At 72.1% G+C, this 17,331-nt stretch carries 16 protein-coding genes; 11 read left to right on the forward strand and 5 right to left on the reverse strand.

The features are described 5' to 3' along the window. Positions 1–78 precede the first annotated feature (78 nt). On the reverse strand, positions 79–372 hold the full coding sequence (locus tag IEZ20_RS34570) for an MTH1187 family thiamine-binding protein (protein WP_189306114.1): 294 nt from the start codon (positions 370–372) through the stop codon (positions 79–81). Continuing rightward, a complete protein-coding gene (locus IEZ20_RS34575; RefSeq protein ID WP_189306116.1) occupies positions 369–719 on the reverse strand; it encodes a DUF3817 domain-containing protein in 351 nt (116 codons plus the stop codon). The genes IEZ20_RS34570 and IEZ20_RS34575 overlap by 4 nt, the downstream gene beginning before the upstream one ends. A gap of 153 nt (positions 720–872) precedes the next feature. On the opposite strand from IEZ20_RS34575, the gene IEZ20_RS34580 reads away from it, so the two are divergent. The 4 genes from IEZ20_RS34580 (at position 873) to IEZ20_RS34595 (ending at position 3,532) form a co-directional block, all read left to right on the forward strand. Beyond that, the gene (locus IEZ20_RS34580; RefSeq protein ID WP_189306257.1) at positions 873–1,505 is read left to right on the forward strand and encodes an AIM24 family protein; all 633 of its coding nucleotides are present in this window, start codon (positions 873–875) and stop codon (positions 1,503–1,505) included. Between the two features lies 1 nt (position 1,506). Next, the gene (locus IEZ20_RS34585) at positions 1,507–2,157 is read left to right on the forward strand and encodes an AIM24 family protein (protein WP_189306119.1); all 651 of its coding nucleotides are present in this window, start codon (positions 1,507–1,509) and stop codon (positions 2,155–2,157) included. After that, positions 2,154–2,963 (forward strand): AIM24 family protein, encoded by an 810-nt coding sequence (locus IEZ20_RS34590; protein WP_189306121.1) that lies wholly within the window; start codon positions 2,154–2,156, stop codon positions 2,961–2,963. The genes IEZ20_RS34585 and IEZ20_RS34590 overlap by 4 nt, the downstream gene beginning before the upstream one ends. Positions 2,964–3,055: 92 nt before the next feature. Next, positions 3,056–3,532: a MarR family winged helix-turn-helix transcriptional regulator gene (locus IEZ20_RS34595; RefSeq protein ID WP_189306123.1), complete on the forward strand. Its 477-nt coding sequence runs from the start codon at positions 3,056–3,058 to the stop codon at positions 3,530–3,532. Here the strand turns inward: IEZ20_RS34595 and IEZ20_RS34600 are convergent. From IEZ20_RS34600 to IEZ20_RS34610, 3 genes are all read right to left on the reverse strand, one after another. Continuing rightward, positions 3,486–4,706, reverse strand: a complete 1,221-nt coding sequence (locus tag IEZ20_RS34600) for an MFS transporter (RefSeq protein ID WP_189306125.1) — start codon at positions 4,704–4,706, stop codon at positions 3,486–3,488. The two genes, IEZ20_RS34595 and IEZ20_RS34600, sit on opposite strands and share 47 nt — an antisense overlap. A 146-nt stretch (positions 4,707–4,852) precedes the next feature. Beyond that, positions 4,853–5,809, reverse strand: coding sequence for a methylmalonyl Co-A mutase-associated GTPase MeaB (gene meaB / locus IEZ20_RS34605; RefSeq protein ID WP_189306127.1), 957 nt, complete (start codon positions 5,807–5,809; stop codon positions 4,853–4,855). A gap of 71 nt (positions 5,810–5,880) precedes the next feature. After that, the gene (locus IEZ20_RS34610; RefSeq protein ID WP_189306129.1) at positions 5,881–7,080 is read right to left on the reverse strand and encodes an acetyl-CoA C-acetyltransferase; all 1,200 of its coding nucleotides are present in this window, start codon (positions 7,078–7,080) and stop codon (positions 5,881–5,883) included. Between the two features lie 150 nt (positions 7,081–7,230). On the opposite strand from IEZ20_RS34610, the gene mce reads away from it, so the two are divergent. From mce to IEZ20_RS34645, 7 genes are all read left to right on the forward strand, one after another. Then, positions 7,231–7,671, forward strand: coding sequence for a methylmalonyl-CoA epimerase (gene mce, locus IEZ20_RS34615; RefSeq protein ID WP_189306131.1), 441 nt, complete (start codon positions 7,231–7,233; stop codon positions 7,669–7,671). Between the two features lie 205 nt (positions 7,672–7,876). Continuing rightward, positions 7,877–11,977 (forward strand): polarized growth protein Scy, encoded by a 4,101-nt coding sequence (gene scy / locus IEZ20_RS34620; protein WP_189306133.1) that lies wholly within the window; start codon positions 7,877–7,879, stop codon positions 11,975–11,977. A gap of 187 nt (positions 11,978–12,164) precedes the next feature. Further along, complete coding sequence (locus IEZ20_RS34625) at positions 12,165–13,100, forward strand: coiled-coil domain-containing protein (protein WP_189306135.1); 936 nt, start codon at positions 12,165–12,167, stop codon at positions 13,098–13,100. A gap of 133 nt (positions 13,101–13,233) precedes the next feature. Beyond that, positions 13,234–14,187: an ATP-binding cassette domain-containing protein gene (locus IEZ20_RS34630; RefSeq protein ID WP_189306145.1), complete on the forward strand. Its 954-nt coding sequence runs from the start codon at positions 13,234–13,236 to the stop codon at positions 14,185–14,187. Between the two features lie 5 nt (positions 14,188–14,192). Continuing rightward, positions 14,193–14,963, forward strand: coding sequence for an ABC transporter permease (locus IEZ20_RS34635; protein WP_189306147.1), 771 nt, complete (start codon positions 14,193–14,195; stop codon positions 14,961–14,963). 101 nt (positions 14,964–15,064) lie between these two features. Then, positions 15,065–16,450, forward strand: coding sequence for an ABC transporter ATP-binding protein (locus tag IEZ20_RS34640; protein WP_189306149.1), 1,386 nt, complete (start codon positions 15,065–15,067; stop codon positions 16,448–16,450). Beyond that, positions 16,447–17,331 (forward strand): ABC transporter permease, encoded by an 885-nt coding sequence (locus tag IEZ20_RS34645; protein ID WP_189306151.1) that lies wholly within the window; start codon positions 16,447–16,449, stop codon positions 17,329–17,331. Before IEZ20_RS34640 ends, IEZ20_RS34645 begins: the two co-directional genes overlap by 4 nt.

Here is a 17,331-nt window from a genome sequence, read left to right on the forward strand (position 1 = left end):
CTCTTTGAGCGATCGCTCAATCCTGCGGGACGGGAAAACCCCGGCCCGCAGGACCGGGGTTTCGCCAGGGTGGCCGGACTACTGGGCGAGGTGCCGCTCGACCGTCTCCACCTTCGACGTCAGTCCGTCCGTCACACCGGGCCGGATGTCGGCCTTGAGGACGAGCGACACGCGCGGGGCACGCGCCTCCACGGCGGCGACGGCGCGCCTGACGACGTCCATGACCTCGTCCCACTCGCCCTCGACGGAGGTGAACATGGCGTCGGTGCGGTGGGGCAGGCCCGACTCGCGGACCACGCGCACGGCGTCGGCGACGTACTCCCCCACGTCCTCGCCGACGCCCAGGGGTGTCACGGAGAAGGCGACGATCATGCGTTCACGACCCCTTCCTTGCGGGCGCGGGCCGCGATGACGGCGTCCTCGGCCTCACGGCGCAGCGCGCGCTCGATGACGAAGCCGCCGCCGGGGATGAACGAGTACGCGAAGTAGAGGGCGGCCTTGCCCTTGTTCCACTTGGTGCGGTTCCAGGCGTCCAGCCAGAAGAGCACGTAGAGGATGAACAGCACGCCGTGGATCGGGCCGAGCACCGGGGCCGCGTCGAAGCCGGAGGCCACCGTGTACTTGATGACCGTGCAGGTCGCGAGCACGATCCAGGAGATGCCCTCCGGCACGGAGACCAGGCGCAGGCGGCGGATGGCGGAGGCTGTCTTCAGGTCCACGGGTCACCTTCGGTGGGAGAGTCGTTTGTGAACGCACGCACAAGCGTTCCCCCATTGTGGCAAACCGCGCCCCTGGGGGTCCGCTCAGGGTGGGTATCCACCCACGGGCCCTGTTCCGTCCACCTGCCCGGCGGCTACTTTCGCAGCGTGGCGATGTTCCGACTCCAAGGGAGCAAGGTGCTCGCCGTCGACATGACCGGGGACGCCGTCAAGGCGAAGAACGGCTCGATGGTCGCGTACGACGGGCAGATGGCCTTCAAGAAGCTGAGCGGCGGCGGCGAGGGGCTGCGCGGGATGGTGACCCGGCGGCTCACCGGCGAACAGATGACGGTGATGGAGGTGAAAGGGCACGGGACCTGCTGGTTCGCGGACCGGGCGTCCGAGATCAACCTGGTCGGCCTCCGGGGCGACAAGCTCTGCGTCGAGGCGGGCAACCTGCTGGCGACGGACGCGGGGCTGAGAACGGGCACGACGTTCACGGGGCTGCGCGGGGCCTCGCAGGGCAACGGCCTGTTCACGACGACCGTGGAGGGCCACGGCCAGGCGGCGATCCTCTCCGACGGGCCGGCGGTCGTCCTCCGGGTCAGCCCGCAGTACCCGCTGATCGTGGACCCGGGCGCCTATGTGGCCCACCAGGGGAACGTCCGGCAGTCCTTCCAGTCCGGTGTGACCTTCCGCACGCTCCTCGGGGAGGGCGGCGGCGAGGCGTTCCAGATCCGCTTCGAGGGCGACGGGCTGGTGTACGTGCAGCCGAGCGAGCGGAACACGATCGCGGGGGACGTGTGAGATGACCTTCCGAGAGATCAACTCCAAGATGGTCGAGGCGACCGTGGTGCCGGGGCAGCGGCTGTTCAGCCAGCGCGGGGCGATGCTCGCCTACCGGGGCCAGGTGTCCTTCACGCCCAACGTGCAGGGCGGCCAGGGCGGGCTGATGTCCATGATCGGGCGCCGGGTGGCCGGCGAGGCGGCCCCGCTGATGACCGTGGAGGGCAGCGGCACGGTCTTCTTCGGGCACGGCGGCCACCACGTCCATGTGATCACCCTCTCCGGCGACACCCTCTACGTCGAGGCGGACCGGCTGCTCGCCTTCGAGGGCACGCTGCGGCAGGGCACGATGTTCCTCGGCTCTCAGGGCGGGGTCATGGGCATGGTGCGGGGGCAGGTGACGGGGCAGGGCCTGTTCACCACCACCCTCCAGGGGCACGGCTCGGTGGCCGTCATGGCGCACGGCGGCGTCTTCGAGATCCCGGTCACCCCGCAGCACCCGGTCCATGTCGACCCCCAGGCCTACGTCGCCCATCACGGCGAGGTCCGCAACAGGCTGTCCACCGCGCTCGGCTGGCGCGAGATGGTCGGCCGGGGCTCCGGCGAGGCCTTCCAGCTGGAGCTGAGCGGCAACGGCACGGTCTACGTCCAGGCGTCGGAGGAGAAGCTGTGAGCACCCACGGAACTCCGGGCGCCGGGCCGGTCGTGTACGACCCGGTGACCCTGCCCGCCGACGACAACGTGAACGCCTACACCTTCTGCGTGGAGCTGAAGGGCGGGCAGTGGTTCCTGCAGAAGGGAAAGATGATCGCCTACTACGGGGCGATCGAGTTCAACGGCATCGGGCTCGGGCGCCTCGACCGACTTGTCCGTAGTTCCTTTCATTCGCCACTGCACGCGAGCGACTGGGTGGTGGCGGAGGGCTCCGGGAAGATGCTGCTGGCCGACCGGGCCTTCGACGTCAACTCCTACGACCTGGACGACGGGAACTTGACCATTCGCGCGGGCAATCTGCTCGCTTTTCAGCCAAGTCTCGCGCTCAAGCAATCGATCGTGCCGGGTTTTCTGACCCTTATCGGAACCGGAAAGTTTGTGGCCGCATCTAACGGTCCGGTGGTGTTCATGGAACCTCCGATCCGGGTCGACCCCCAGGCGCTCGTCGGGTGGGCCGACTGCCCGTCCCCGTTCCATCACTACGACCACGGGTACCTGACGGGTGTACTGGGCGGTCTACGTGCGATGACGGGCTTCGGCGGGGTCTCCGGGGAGGAGCACCAGTTCGAGTTCGCGGGCGCCGGGACGGTCCTGCTGCAGTCGACGGAGACCCTCATGGCCGAGGCCGCGACGGGGGCGGTTCCGCCCGAACCGGGGGTCCCCGGAGGTGGCGGAACGGCACCGGGCGGACACGGTCCGCAATCGTCGGGCGTACCGCGCCTTCCCGGACAGCTGGGAGACCTCCAGCGTCGCTTCGGGCTGTGAGCGGTAGTCTGCGGAGTGTGACGTCGAACGCGTGCGCACTGTCACACCACCCGAAGTAGTTCGTCATTCAACTTCTTAGGTAGACTTCATTCATGGAGACCGAGACGGCCACGCGCTGGCTGACCGATGCGGAGCAGTGCGCCTGGCGCACCCACCTGGAGGTCAACAGGCTGTTGACGTACCAGCTCGAAAAGGATCTGCAGCCGTTCGGCCTGACAATGAACGACTACGAGATCCTCGTGAACCTGTCCGAGTCGGAAGACGTACGGATGCGGATGAGCGACCTCGCCTCCGCGACCCTCCAGTCCAAGAGCCGGCTCTCGCACCAGATCACACGCATGGAGAACGCGAACCTGGTGCGCCGGGAGAACTGCGAGTCGGACCGGCGGGGGCTCTACGCCGTGCTCACCGAGCACGGCATGGAGACGATGCGGAAGGTCGCGCCGCACCACGTGTCGTCGGTCCGGCGGCACTTCATCGACCTGCTGTCGGCCGACGCGCTGATGGAACTCGACAAGGCGCTCAAGCCGATCGCCGAGCACCTGAGAGGACAGCGGGGGCGTCCCTGAGCGTGCGGCGCGCGACCACGGCGGGCAGCACGGCCACCGAGCCCGCCAGGAGGAAGCACACCTCCAGCGGCACCCGGCCGATCAGCAGGCCCATGACCGCCGCCCCGCCCGAGCTTCCCGTGTTGACCGCCATGTTCACCCAGGCCCCGGCCCGGGTGCGGGTGGCCTCGGTCGCCGATTCGTCGGCCAGGAGGTAGGCCGTGGTCAGCGCGGGAGCGACGAAGGCGCCCGCGAGGGCCATCACCCCGGTGAGGGTCCACAGGGTGGGGGCCAGGGCCGCTGCCGCCAGGGTCACACCCAGGGCCGCGGCGAACCGGTACAGCCGGGCGCGGGCGGTCGTACGCCAGCGCAGCGCCCCGTTGGCCAGACCGCCCAGCGCGCTGCCCGCCGAGAGCGCGCCCAGGACCCAGGGGACCAGGGCGGGGTCGTAGGAGCGTTCCGTGACGAAGGCCATCACCAGCAGCTCCACGGAGCTGAGGGCGAGCCCCACGCCCAGGGCGACCGCGACCGGCGGCAGCAGGCCCCGCACCCGGGCCGGCCGCCGTTCGCCGCGGGCGGCGGGGCGGGGCGCGGTCATCGCCGGGGAGGTGACGAGGGCGCAGGTGCCGGCCGTGTTCAGGGCGGCGCTCAGCAGGATGCCGGCGGCGGGCGGGGCGAAGGCCATGAGCCCGCCGACCACGGCCGGACCGGAGACGAACAGCAGTTCCTCGGCGACGCCGTCCAGGCTGTAGGCGCGCTGCAACAGCGCCCGGTCCGGGACCAGTTCGGACCACAGGGCGCGCATGACCGGGCCCAGCGGCGGCGCGCAGCAGCCCGCGAGCGCGGCCGCTCCGGCGACGGCCGCCGCCGGTGCCCCCGGACGCCAGGTCAGGACGGCCAGGACGGTCAGCAGGGCGCCGTAGAGCACGGACATGGGCAGCAGGGCCCGGCGCGGGCCGTGGGCGTCGATCAGAGCGGCCCGCAGCGGCATCAGGAGGACCGTCGTCGCTCCGAACAGGGACAGCACCAGGCCGGAGACGGCCCAGGAGCCGGTGGCCCGGGTGACGGACAGCAGGACGGCGAGGGAGACCGTCCCGTAGGACAGGCGGGCCGTCAGCGCGGCGGTGAAGGTGCGGCGCGCGTGCGGGACGCGCAGGACGGCGGCGTACGAGGGCCGCGAAGGGTGCGTGGACACGCGGGAGTTCCTCCGGAAGAGGCGGAAGAGGGACACCGAAGGGCGCGGTGGCCGTGTGTGACGGCTCCGCGATCCCGGGTGCGCTCTACGCCAGGGAGAGGAACATGGCGGTGAACCTAGCAGTCCTCCGGCGGAGTTGACGAGGGTCAGCCCTGTGTCAGGCCCGTGACCAGCTCGTCGGCCGCGCGGTACGGGTCCAGTTCGCCGGTGACGATCCGCTCGGCGAGGGCGCTGAGGCGGCGGTCGCCGTGCAGGTCGCCGATGCGTTCGCGCAGCGCGGTGACGGCGATGGTCTCCACCTCGCGGGCCGCGCGGGCCCGGCGGCGCTCGGCGAGGACACCGCGCTCCTCCATCCAGGCCCGGTGCTTCTCCAGGGCCTCCACCACCTCGTCGACGCCCTCGGCGCGGGCCGCGACCGTTTTCACGATCGGCGGCCGCCAGTCGCCGGGCCCGCGGGCCTCGCCCAGGCCCAGCATGTGGTTCAGCTCGCGGGCGGTGGCGTCGGCACCGTCCCGGTCCGCCTTGTTGACGACGTAGACGTCGCCGATCTCCAGGATGCCCGCCTTCGCCGCCTGGATGCCGTCGCCCATGCCGGGGGCCAGCAGGACCACGCTGGTGTCCGCCTGGGAGGCGATCTCCACCTCCGACTGGCCCACGCCGACCGTCTCGACCAGGATCACGTCGCAGCCCGCCGCGTCCAGCACCCGGATGGCCTGCGGGGCCGCCCAGGCCAGGCCGCCGAGGTGACCGCGGGTGGCCATCGAGCGGATGTAGACGCCGGGGTCGGAGGCGTGCTCCGACATCCGGACCCGGTCGCCGAGCAGCGCGCCGCCGGAGAACGGGGACGAGGGGTCGACGGCCAGGACACCGACCCGCTTGCCCTGCTTGCGGTAGGCGGTGACGAGCGCGGAGGTGGAGGTGGACTTGCCGACGCCGGGCGAGCCGGTCAGGCCGACCACATAGGCGTTCCCGGTGAGCGGCGCGAGCGCCGCCATCACCTCCCTGAGCTGCGGGGACGCCCCCTCCACGAGGGAGATCAGCCGGGCCACGGCCCGCGGCCGGCCTTCCCTCGCCTGCGCCACCAGAGAGGAGACGTCCTGCATCAAACAGCTCCGTTCACTTCACCGACGTACCGGAACGAGACCTGAGGTACCGGGCTCAGGCCCACGGTGTCTCAGGCCTTCGGTACCCGCACGATCAGGGCGTCACCCTGGCCGCCGCCACCGCACAGCGCGGCCGCGCCGACCCCGCCGCCGCGGCGCTTCAGCTCCAGCGCCAAGTGGAGCACGATCCGGGCGCCGGACATACCGATCGGGTGGCCCAGCGCGATCGCGCCGCCGTTGACGTTCACCTTTTCCGTGGACACGCCGAGGTCCTTCATTGACTGCACGGCGACGGCGGCGAAGGCCTCGTTGATCTCGATGAGGTCCAGGTCGGAGACGTTCAGGCCCTCCTTCTTGAGGGCGTGCTGGATGGCGTTGGACGGCTGCGACTGCAGCGAGTTGTCCGGGCCGGCCACATTGCCGTGCGCGCCGATCTCGGCGAGCCAGGTCAGGCCCAGCTCCTCGGCCTTGGCCTTGCTCATCACGACGACCGCGGCGGCGCCGTCGGAGATCTGCGAGGAGGTGCCGGCGGTGATCGTGCCGTCCTTGGCGAAGGCCGGGCGGAGCTTGGCCAGGGACTCCACGGTGGTGTCGCCGCGGATGCCCTCGTCCTTGCTGAACAGCACCGGGTCGCCCTTGCGCTGCGGGATCTCCACCGGGGTGATCTCCGCCTCGAACAGGCCGTTCTTCTGGGCGGCGGCGGCCCGCTGGTGGGACAGCGCGGCGATCTCGTCCTGCTCGGGGCGCTTGATGCCGAGGCGGGTGTTGTGCTTCTCGGTGGACTCGCCCATGGCGACGCCCTCGAAGGAGTCGGTCAGGCCGTCGTGGGCCATCGCGTCGAGCATCTCGACCGCGCCGTACTTGTAGCCCTCGCGGGACTTCGGGAGCAGGTGCGGGGCGTTGGTCATGGACTCCTGGCCGCCCGCGACGACGATGTCGAACTCGCCGGCGCGGATCAGCTGGTCCGCGAGGGCGATGGCGTCGAGGCCGGAGAGGCACACCTTGTTGATGGTGAGCGCCGGGACGTTCATGGGGATGCCGGCCTTGACGGCGGCCTGGCGGGCCGGGATCTGGCCCGCGCCGGCCTGCAGGACCTGGCCCATGATCACGTACTGCACCTGGTCGCCGCCGATCCCCGCACGGTCGAGGGCGGCCTTGATCGCGAAGCCGCCCAGGTCGGCTCCGGAGAAGGACTTCAGCGAGCCCAGCAGCCGCCCCATGGGCGTCCGGGCGCCCGCGACGATCACCGAGCTGGTCGTTCCAGAAGACATGAGGTGCGATCCCCTTCCAGCTGCCGCGCAGCCGAGGAGTGAACGAGGGTTTACTTCGAATGTACTGAGCGGTTGGACACGGCGTCACCGGCCTGTCGGTGTGATCGCGCGCACGTTGCGTAACCACCCCGGGAGCGCTGCACTGAGTTCATGCTGACGCGAATCGACCACATCGGGATCGCCTGCCACGACCTCGACGCGACCGTCGAGTTCTACCGGACCACGTACGGCTTCGAGGTGTTCCACACCGAGGTCAACGAGGAACAGGGCGTGCGCGAGGCCATGCTCAAGATCAACGAGACCTCGGACGGCGGTGCCTCCTACCTCCAGCTGCTGGAACCGGTCCGCGAGGACTCCACGGTCGCCAAGTGGCTCGCGAAGAACGGGGAGGGCGTCCACCACATCGCCTTCGGCACGGCGGACGTCGACGCGGACTCCGAGGAGATCCGCGGCAAGGGCGTCCGGGTGCTGTACGAGGAGCCGCGCAGGGGCTCCATGGGGTCCCGGATCACCTTCCTGCACCCCAAGGACTGCCACGGTGTTCTGACGGAACTGGTCACTTCGGCCCCTGTTGAGTCACCTGAGCACTGACCCCCGTACATAAGGGCCGGTAGGGTTGGGGGCGATCGTCCCTGAAACGGGGACGATCGCATGCCGGGGTCCGGGTTTCGGGGGACGTGCGTCGGGGCAGCAGCCCGTGCTCCGCCGTTGATCTGACACCATTCCCCGGGGGCCCCGTTCGGCGGAGGACGAGGCTCGTTGGAGAAGCTGACCAGGGGACGGATGGGACCGCGCAGTGCGGGGCTACGAGAGCCAGGAGCGAGAGCCGGCGGCTGACGTCGACCACCTCTCTCGGTTCGAGGCCGAGATGAAGCGGCTGAGGACCGAGCGCGAGAAGGCGATCCAGCACGCCGAGGACCTCGGCTACCAGGTCGAGGTGCTGCGTGCCAAGCTGCATGAGGCGCGGCGCACCCTCATGACCCGGCCCGCCTACGACGCGGGCGACATCGGCTACCAGGCCGAGCAGTTGCTCCGCAACGCCCAGATGCAGGCCGAGCAGCTGCGCCAGGACGCCGAGCGGGAGCTGAGCCAGGCCCGCGCGCAGACCCAGCGCATCCTCCAGGAGCACGCCGAGCAGGCCGCCCGGCTCCAGGCCGAGCTGCACCAGGAGGCGGTGACCCGGCGCCAGCAGCTCGACCAGGAGCTGGCCGAGCGCCGCGCCACCGTCGAGTCGCACGTCAACGAGAACGTCGCCTGGGCGGAGCAGCTGCGTGCCCGGACGGAGCAGCAGGCGCGCCGGCTGCTGGAGGAGTCCCGCGCGGAGGCCGAGCAGGCGATGGCCGCCGCCCGTGCGGAGGCCGAGCGGCTGACCCGGGAGGCCCGGGAGCGGCTGCAGAGCGAGGCCGAGTCGGCGCGCGCGGAGGCCGAGCAGATCCTGCGCCGGGCCCGCACGGACGCCGAGCGGCTGCTGAACGCCGCCTCCACGCAGGCCCAGGAGGCCACCGAGCACGCCGAGCAGCTGCGGACGGCGACGGTCACCGAGTCGGACACCGCGCGCCGGCAGGCCGCCGAGCTGAGCCGGGCCGCCGAGGAGCGGATGGCCGCGGCCGAGGAGGCGCTGCGCAAGGCGCAGGCCGAGGCCGAGAAGGTGGTCACCGAGGCGAAGGAGGCCGCCGCCAAGGCCCTCGCGAGCGCCGAGGCCGCCAACGAGACCCGCACCCGCACCGCCAAGGAGCAGGTCGCCCGGCTGGTCGAGGAGGCCACCAAGGAGGCCGAGCACACCAAGTCCGAGGCCGAGCAGCTGGTCGCGGACGCCCGGGCCGAGGCCGAGAAGATCGTCGCCGAGGCCGCCGAGAAGGCCCGCACGATCACCGCCGAGGAGACGGCCACCCAGCTGTCCAAGGCGGCCAGGACCGCCGAGGAGGTCCTCAACAAGGCGTCCGAGGACGCCCGGAAGACCACCAGGGCCGCCGCGGAGGAGGCCGAGCGGATCCGCTCGGAGGCCGAGACCGAGGCGGACCGGCTGCGCGCCGAGGCGCACGACATCGCCGAGCAGCTCAAGGGCGCGGCGAAGGACGACACCAAGGAGTACCGCGCCAAGACGGTCGAGCTGCAGGAGGAGGCCCGCCGGCTGCGCGGCGAGGCCGAGCAGCTGCGCGCCGACGCGGTCGCCGAGGGCGAGTCGATCCGTGCCGAGGCCCGCCGGGAGGCGGTGGCGCAGATCGAGGAGGCGGCCAAGTCCGCCGAGGAGCTGCTGGCGAAGGCCAAGGCGGACGCCGACGAGCTGCGGCAGACCGCGACCGCCGACAGCGAGAAGGTCCGCACCGAGGCCATCGAGCGCGCCACGAGCCTGCGCCGGCAGGCCGAGGAGACCCTGGAGCGCACCCGCAAGGAGGCCGAGCGGCTGCGCGCCGAGGCCGCCGAGCAGGCCGAGACGGTCGCCGCGGACGCCGAGAAGGCCGCGCGGGAGCTGCGCGAGGAGACCGAGAAGGCCGTCGAGGCCCGCCGTACCGAGGCCGCCGAGGAGCTGACGCGGCTCCAGACGGAGGCGCAGGAGCGGCTGGCGTCGGCCGAACAGGCGCTGGCCGACGCCCGCGAGGAGGCCGCCCGGATCCGCAGGGAGGCCGCCGAGGAGACCGAGCGGCTGCGCGGCGAGGCCGCCGAGCGGATCCGTACGCTCCAGCAGCAGGCCGAGGCCGAGGCCGAGCGGCTGCGCGACGAGGCGGCGGCCGACGCGTCCGCCTCCCGTGCCGAGGGCGAGGCCGTCGCCGTACGGCTGCGGTCCGAGGCCGCCGCCGAGGCCGAGCGGCTGAAGGCGGAGGCGCAGGACACCGCCGACCGGGTGCGCGCGGAGGCGCAGGCCGCCGCCGAGCGGCTGGGCGCCGAGGCGTCCGAGACGCTGGCGGCCGCGCAGGAGGAGGCCGCCCGGCGCCGCCGCGAGGCCGAGGAACTCCTCGGCGCGGCCCGTGAGGAGGCCGACCAGGAGCGGCAGCGGGCCCGCGAGCAGAGCGAGGAGCTGCTGGCCTCCGCCCGCAAGCGGGTCGAGGAGGCGCAGACCGAGGCCACCCGCCTGGTGGAGGAGGCCGACCGGCGGGCCACCGAGATGGTCGCCGCCGCCGAGCAGCACGCGCAGCAGGTCCGGGACTCCGTCGCCGGGCTGCACGAGCAGGCGCAGGAGGAGATCGCCGGGCTGCGTTCGGCCGCCGAGCACGCGGCGCAGCGGACGAAGCGGGAGGCCGAGGAGGAGGCGGACCGGGTCCGTGCCGACGCCTACGCGGAGCGGGAGCGGGCCAGCGAGGACGCCACCCGGATCCGGCGCGAGGCGAACGAGGAGTCGGAGGCCGCCAAGGCGCTGGCCGAGCGGACGATGGCGGAGGCCATCACGGAGGCCGAGCGGCTGCGCGCGGACGCCGGCGAGTACGCCCAGCGCGTGCGCACCGAGGCGTCGGACGCGCTGGCCGAGGCGGACCAGGCGGCGGCCCGTACCCGCGCGGACGCCCGCGAGGACGCCAACCGCATCCGCTCGGACGCGGCCACCCAGGCCGACACCCTCATCACCGAGGCCCGCAACGAGGCCGAGCGGCTCCAGAGCGAGACCGTCGCCGAGGCCGACCGGGTGCGCACGGAGGCGCTCGCGGACGCGGAGCGGCTCCAGGCGGAGACCGCCGCCGAGGCGGAGCGGATCCGCACGGAGGCGTCGCAGACGCTCACCGAGGCCACCGAGGCGGCGACGCGTGCCCGTGCGGAGGCCCGCGAGGAAGCCAACCGCATCCGTTCCGACGCGGCCACCCAGGCCGACACCCTCATCACCGAGGCCCGCAACGAGGCCGAGCGGCTCCAGAGCGAGACCGTCGCCGAGGCCGACCGGGTGCGCGCCGAGGCGCTCGCGGGTGCCGAGCAGCTGCTCGCGGAGGCCACCGACGAGGCCGAGCGGCTGCGCGCGGAGGCCGCGGAGACGGTCGGTTCCGCACAGGCCCACGCCGAGCGGCTGCGGGCCGAGGCGGAGCGCGCCAGGGCGGACGCGGAGGCGGAGGCCGAGCGGCTCGTCGGCTCCGCGCGCGAGGAGGCCGAGCGGACCCTGGACGAGGCCCGCAAGGAAGCCAACAAGCGGCGTTCGGAGGCGGCCGAGCAGGTCGACAAGCTCATCACGGAGACCACGGCCGAGGCCGACAAGCTGCTGACGGAGGCGCAGAAGCAGGCGCTGAAGACCACCGCGGACGCCGAGTCGCAGGCCGACACCATGGTCGGCGCGGCCCGCAGCGAGGCCGAGCGGATCGTCTCCGAGGCCACCATCGAGGGCAACTCGCGGGTGGAGAAGGCGCGGACGGACGCGGACGAGCTGCTGGTCGGCGCCCGCCGGGACGCCACCGCGATCCGGCAGCGCGCGGAGGAGCTGCGCGACCGCATCACCAGCGAGATCGAGGAGCTGCACGAGCGGGCCCGCCGCGAGGCCGCCGAGACGATGAAGTCCACCGGCGACCGCTGCGACGCGCTCATCAAGGCCGCCGAGGAGCAGCTGGCGAAGGCCGAGGCGAAGGCCAAGGAGCTGGTCTCGGACGCCAGCTCGGAGGCGGGCAAGGTGCGGATCGCCGCCGTGAAGAAGGCGGAGGGGCTGCTCAAGGAGGCCGAGCAGAAGAAGGCCAGCCTGATCAAGGAGGCCGAGGAGCTGAAGGCGGAGGCGATCCGGGAGGCCCGGCGCACGGTCGAGGAGGGCAAGCGGGAGCTGGAGATCCTGGTGCGCCGGCGCGAGGACATCAACGCCGAGATCTCCCGGGTCCAGGACGTCCTGGAGGCGCTGGAGTCCTTCGAGGCGCCCACGTCCGGCAAGGACGGCGGGGTCAAGGCGGGCGCCACGGTGGGCGCCCCCCGTTCGGGTGGCAAGTCGTCAGAGAGCTAGCGCAACGGGTAGGTTCCGGTGTCTTCTGGGGGCTTTGCCCGACTCCGTGGCAAGCCGTCCGACGGTCAGCCACCCAAATGGGGTGCCATTCTCCAGATCAAAACCGTATCTGCTCGATGACACACCGCTTCGGCCCCTAGGATTCCCCTTATCACCTCACTCACCGGTCTCATTCGACAGGAACCCCATGAGCGACACTTCCCCCTACGGCTTCGAGCTTGTGCGGCGTGGATACGACCGCGCTCAGGTGGACGAACGTATCTCCAAGCTCGTCTCCGACCGTGACAGCGCTCTCGCCCGCATCACCGCCCTGGAGAAGCGCATCGAGGAACTGCACCTCGAGACGCAGAACGCCCAGGCCCAGATCACGGATGCCGAGCCGTCGTACGCGGGTCTCGGCGCGCGGGTCGAGAAGATCCTGCGGCTGGCCGAGGAAGAGGCCAAGGAGCTGCGTGAGGAGGCCCGGCGGGCGGCCGAGCAGCACCGCGACCTCGCCGAGTCGGCGGCCCAGCAGGTCCGCAACGACGCCGAGTCGTACGCGGCCGAGCGCAAGGCCAAGGCCGAGGACGAGGGCGTCCGGATCGTCGAGAAGGCCAAGGCGGACGCGGCCCAGCTGCGCGCCGAGGCGCAGAAGGACGCGCAGTCCAAGCGCGAGGAGGCGGACGCCCTCTTCGAGGAGACCCGCGCCAAGGCCGCGCAGGCCGCCGCCGACTTCGAGACCAACCTGGCCAAGCGCCGCGAGCAGTCCGAGCGCGACCTGGCCTCGCGTCAGCAGAAGGCCGAGAAGCGGCTCGCGGAGATCGAGCACCGGGCCGAGCAGCTGCGCCTGGAGGCGGAGAAGCTGCGCACCGACGCCGAGCGCCGCGCCCGCCAGACGGTGGAGACCGCCCAGCGCCAGGCCGAGGACATCGTCGCGGACGCCAACGCCAAGGCCGACCGGATCCGTTCGGAATCCGAGCGCGAGCTGGCGGCGCTCACCAACCGCCGCGACTCCATCAACGCCCAGCTGACGAACGTCCGCGAGATGCTGGCCACGCTGACCGGTGCCGCGGTGGCCGCGGCCGGCACGTCCACCGACGACGAGCCGATCTCCCGGGGCGTTCCGGCCCAGCAGTCCCGGTAGGTCCGGGCAGTCGTACGACCGCTGAGGGGCGGTGGGACCTGTTCCCGCCGCCCCTTCGGCGTCGGCGGTTCGAGTGGCAGCTCGAGTGGCAGCTCGAGTGGCAGCCGCCCCGAGCCCGTCCTAGCGTGGCCGCATGATCGAGCTGGAGGGGCTGACCAAGCGGTACGGCGACAAGGTGGCGGTCGACCGTCTGACCTTCACCGTCAGACCGGGCGTCGTGACGGGGTTCCTGGGGCCCAACGGCGCCGGGAAGTCCACCACCATGCGGATGATCCTCGGGCTCGACCACCCCACCGCCGGCGACGTCCGCATCGACGGCACGCACTACGCCCGGCTCAGGGACCCGCTGACGTACATCGGCGCACTGCTGGACGCCAAGGCCGTGCACGGCGGCCGGAGCGCCTACCACCACCTGCTGTGCCTCGCGCAGAGCAACGGCATCCCGGGCAGCCGGGTCGCCGAGGTGCTGGAGACCGTCGGGCTGACCTCCGTGGCGCGCAAGAAGACCAAGGGGTTCTCGTACGGCATGGGGCAGCGGCTCGGGATCGCCGCCGCGCTGCTCGGCAACCCGCGGATCGTGATGTTCGACGAGCCGGTGAACGGGCTGGACCCGGAGGGCATCCACTGGATCCGGAACCTGATGAAGTCGCTGGCCGCGCAGGGCCGCACGGTGTTCGTGTCGAGCCATCTGATGAGCGAGATGGCGCTGACGGCCGATCACCTGGTGGTCATCGGGCAGGGGCGGCTGCTCGCGGACACCTCGATGGCCGACTTCATCCGGACGAACGCGCGGTCGTACGTGCGGATCCGCTCCCCGCAGCGCGAGCGGCTCCTCGACGTGCTGCACCAGGCGGGGATCACCGTCGTGGAGGCGGGCGGCGAGGCGCTGGAGGTGGAGGGCGGCAAGGCGGAGCAGATCGGTGAGCTGGCCGCGCGGCACGGGCTCGTGCTGCACGAGCTGAGCCCGCGGCAGGCTTCGTTGGAGGAGGCGTTCATGCAGCTGACGGCCGAGGCCGTGGAGTACCACGCGCACGCCGGACCCGCCGCGGTCGCACACGGCTGGGGCGCCGGCGGGAAGGAGGCCTGAGAACCATGGCGGCCGTACAGGTCATCCGGTCCGAGTGGACCAAGATCCGTTCGGTGGCGTCCACGGTGTGGACGCTGTCGCTGGCCGTGGTGGTCACCGTGGCCCTCGGGATGCTGATCTCCGCGCTCACGAACAGTCAGTACGAGAACATGCCCGTGCGGGAACGGCTCTCCTTCGATCCGACGGTGACCAGCTTCGCGGGCATGACCCTCGGCCAGCTCGCGATGATCGTGTTCGGGGTGCTGGTCGTCTCCAACGAGTACAGCACCGGCATGATCCGGGTCTCCCTGGCCGCCGTACCGCGGCGCGGCACCTTCCTGTGCGGCAAAGTCGCGGTGGCCACGGCGCTCGCGCTCGCCGTCGGCATGGTGACCGCCTTCGCCGCGTTCTTCCTCGGCCAGGCGATGCTCGGCTCCCACCGGACCGCCCTCGGCGACCCCGGGGTGCTGCGGGCGGTCATCGGCGGCGGGCTGTACATGACGCTGATCGCGGTGTTCTCCATGGGCGTGGCGGTGATGCTGCGCTCGCCGATGCTGTCGCTCGGCATCCTGATGCCGTTCTTCTTCCTCGTCTCGAACATCCTCGGCAACGTCGAGGCCACGAAGAAGGTCGGCCGCTATCTGCCGGACCAGGCGGGCCGGCGGATCATGCAGGTGCTGCCGAGAGCCGGCGACGACACGCCCTACGGCCCCTGGGGCGGCCTGGGGATCATGGTGCTGTGGGTGGTCGCGGTGCTCCTCGTCGGCTACGCGCTGCTCAGGAAGCGCGACGCATAGCTTTACTTTCTTTTGGGCGGAACCGTCAGCGCCTGGATATCCTCCTAACCCTTACGGGGGCGTGTGCCCCGCTGTCCTGAACCTTTCGATGGGTGCGGAGCATGATCGAGGCTGTCGGCCTGACCAAGCGCTACGGCGACAAGACCGCCGTGTACAACCTTTCCTTCCAGGTGCGGCCGGGGGCCGTGACCGGCTTCCTCGGGCCCAACGGCTCGGGGAAGTCCACCACGATGCGGATGATCCTCGGACTGGACAACCCCACGTCCGGGTCGGTGACCATCGGCGGCTACCCGTACCGGAACCTGCCCAACGCCCCCCGCCAGGTCGGCGCGCTGCTGGACGCCAAGGCCGTGCACGGCGGCCGGAGCGCCCGCAACCACCTGCTGAGCCTCGCCCAGCTGTCGGGCATCCCGGCCCGGCGCGTGGACGAGGTGCTCGGTGTCGTCGGTCTCCAGGGCGTGGCCCGGAAGCGCTCCAAGGGCTTCTCCCTCGGCATGGGCCAGCGGCTCGGCATCGCCGCCGCGCTGCTCGGCGACCCCCAGGTGCTGCTCTTCGACGAGCCGGTCAACGGCCTCGACCCCGAGGGCATCCTCTGGGTCCGCAACCTGATGAAGGCCCTCGCGGCCGAGGGCCGTACGGTCTTCGTCTCCTCCCACCTGATGAGCGAGATGGCGCTGACCGCCGACCACCTCATCGTCATCGGGCGCGGACAACTGCTCGCCGACATGAGCGTGAAGGACTTCATCTCGGCCAACTCGGCCGACTTCGCCCGGGTGCGCACCCCCGACACCGAGCCGCAGCTGCGCGAGAAGCTGACCTCCGCGCTCACCGAGGCCGGCGGGCACGTGCTGCCCGAGCAGGACGGCGCGCTCCGGGTGACCGGGCTGCCGCTGCCCCGCATCAGCGACCTCGCGCACGAGGCGGACGTCCGGCTGTGGGAGCTGTCCCCGCACCAGGCCTCGCTGGAGGAGGCGTACATGCGGATGACGCAGGGCGCCGTGGACTACCGCTCGACCATCGACCAGAAGGCGGGCCTCCAGCAGCCGCTGCCGGCCGGCGCCCAGCCGCCCATGCCGGTCCCCGGCCAGGGCCAGCCCGGCTGGTACGCCCCGCCGCCGCCCCAGCAGGGCGGCCAGCCGTTCACGCCGCCCGGCGGACCGTACGGCGGTGCCCCGGGCACGGCACCGGGTACGGCGCCCGGCGGACCGGCGGGGACGGCCAACCCGTACGCCCAGCCGACGGCCCCGGCTCAGCAGCCGGCGCAGGCCCCGCAGGCCCCGCAGGCGCAGCCGCCCGCGCAGGCCCCCGCCCCCGCCCCCGCCGCCGCTCCGGCGCCGCAGGCGCAGCCGCCGGCCCTGACGAAGGAGGCGCCGGCCGCGCCCGCGCCCGCCGGCGCTCCCCCGGCCCCCGCCACGGCCCCGGCCGCCCCCGCCGCCAGCGCGGCTCCCGCCCCCGCCGACCCGACCCAGCCCGAGGACGCCCGATGAGCACCCACCAGCCCCCGATGCCGCAGGCCCCGGCCGCCGCGCCCGACTGGCAGGCGGCGCCCGGCGGCTCGTACCCCGGCTACACCTCGCCGATCCCGGTCGTGCGCACCCACCTCGGGCACGCGCTGGCCTCCGAGTGGACGAAGATCAAGTCGGTGCGCTCCACGATGTGGACGCTCGGCGTGTTCGTGCTGCTCGTCGTCGGCATCGGCCTGATGGCCGGCGCCCTGGTCGAGGCCAACTCCGACTCCGCCAGCCTGTCCGGCGAGAACCCGCTGTCCTTCGGCTTCTTCGGCCTGCTGCTCGGCAGCATCTGCATCATCACGCTCGGCGTGCTGACCACGGCCTCGGAGTACGGCACCGGCATGATCCGTACGACGATGACCGCGTGCCCCAGCCGGGCCCGGGTGCTCGCCGCCAAGTCGATCGTGTTCTTCGCCGTCGCCTTCGCCTTCACCCTGGTGACGTCCGGCTTCGTGGCCATGGTGCAGGCGTCGATGCTGGACGGCACCGGCGCCCGCACGCCCAGCGGCGAGGACTGGCTGAAGGCCACCGTCGGCATCAGCCTCTACATCGCGCTGCTCGGCCTGCTGTCGCTGCTCATCGGCTCGGTCATCCGGCACTCCGCGGGCGCCATCACCATCATGATCGGCGTGGTGCTCGCCCCGCTGGTGCTGGCCCTCTTCATGGTCTCGGAGTCGCTGAACAAGCTCCGTGAGTGGCTGTTCGAGTACTCGATCCCGAACCAGCTCAGCGTCTTCTACGCCAACTCCCTGACCGAGTCCGGGCCGTCCGGCTGGGACCCGCTGTGGATCATGCTCGGTGTGACGGCGGCGGTGTACGCGGGCGCGTACGCGCTGCTGCAGAGCCGGGACGTGTAG

It is taken from the genome of Streptomyces cinerochromogenes, assembly GCF_014648635.1.
In the GTDB taxonomy this organism is placed as follows: domain Bacteria; phylum Actinomycetota; class Actinomycetes; order Streptomycetales; family Streptomycetaceae; genus Streptomyces; species Streptomyces cinerochromogenes.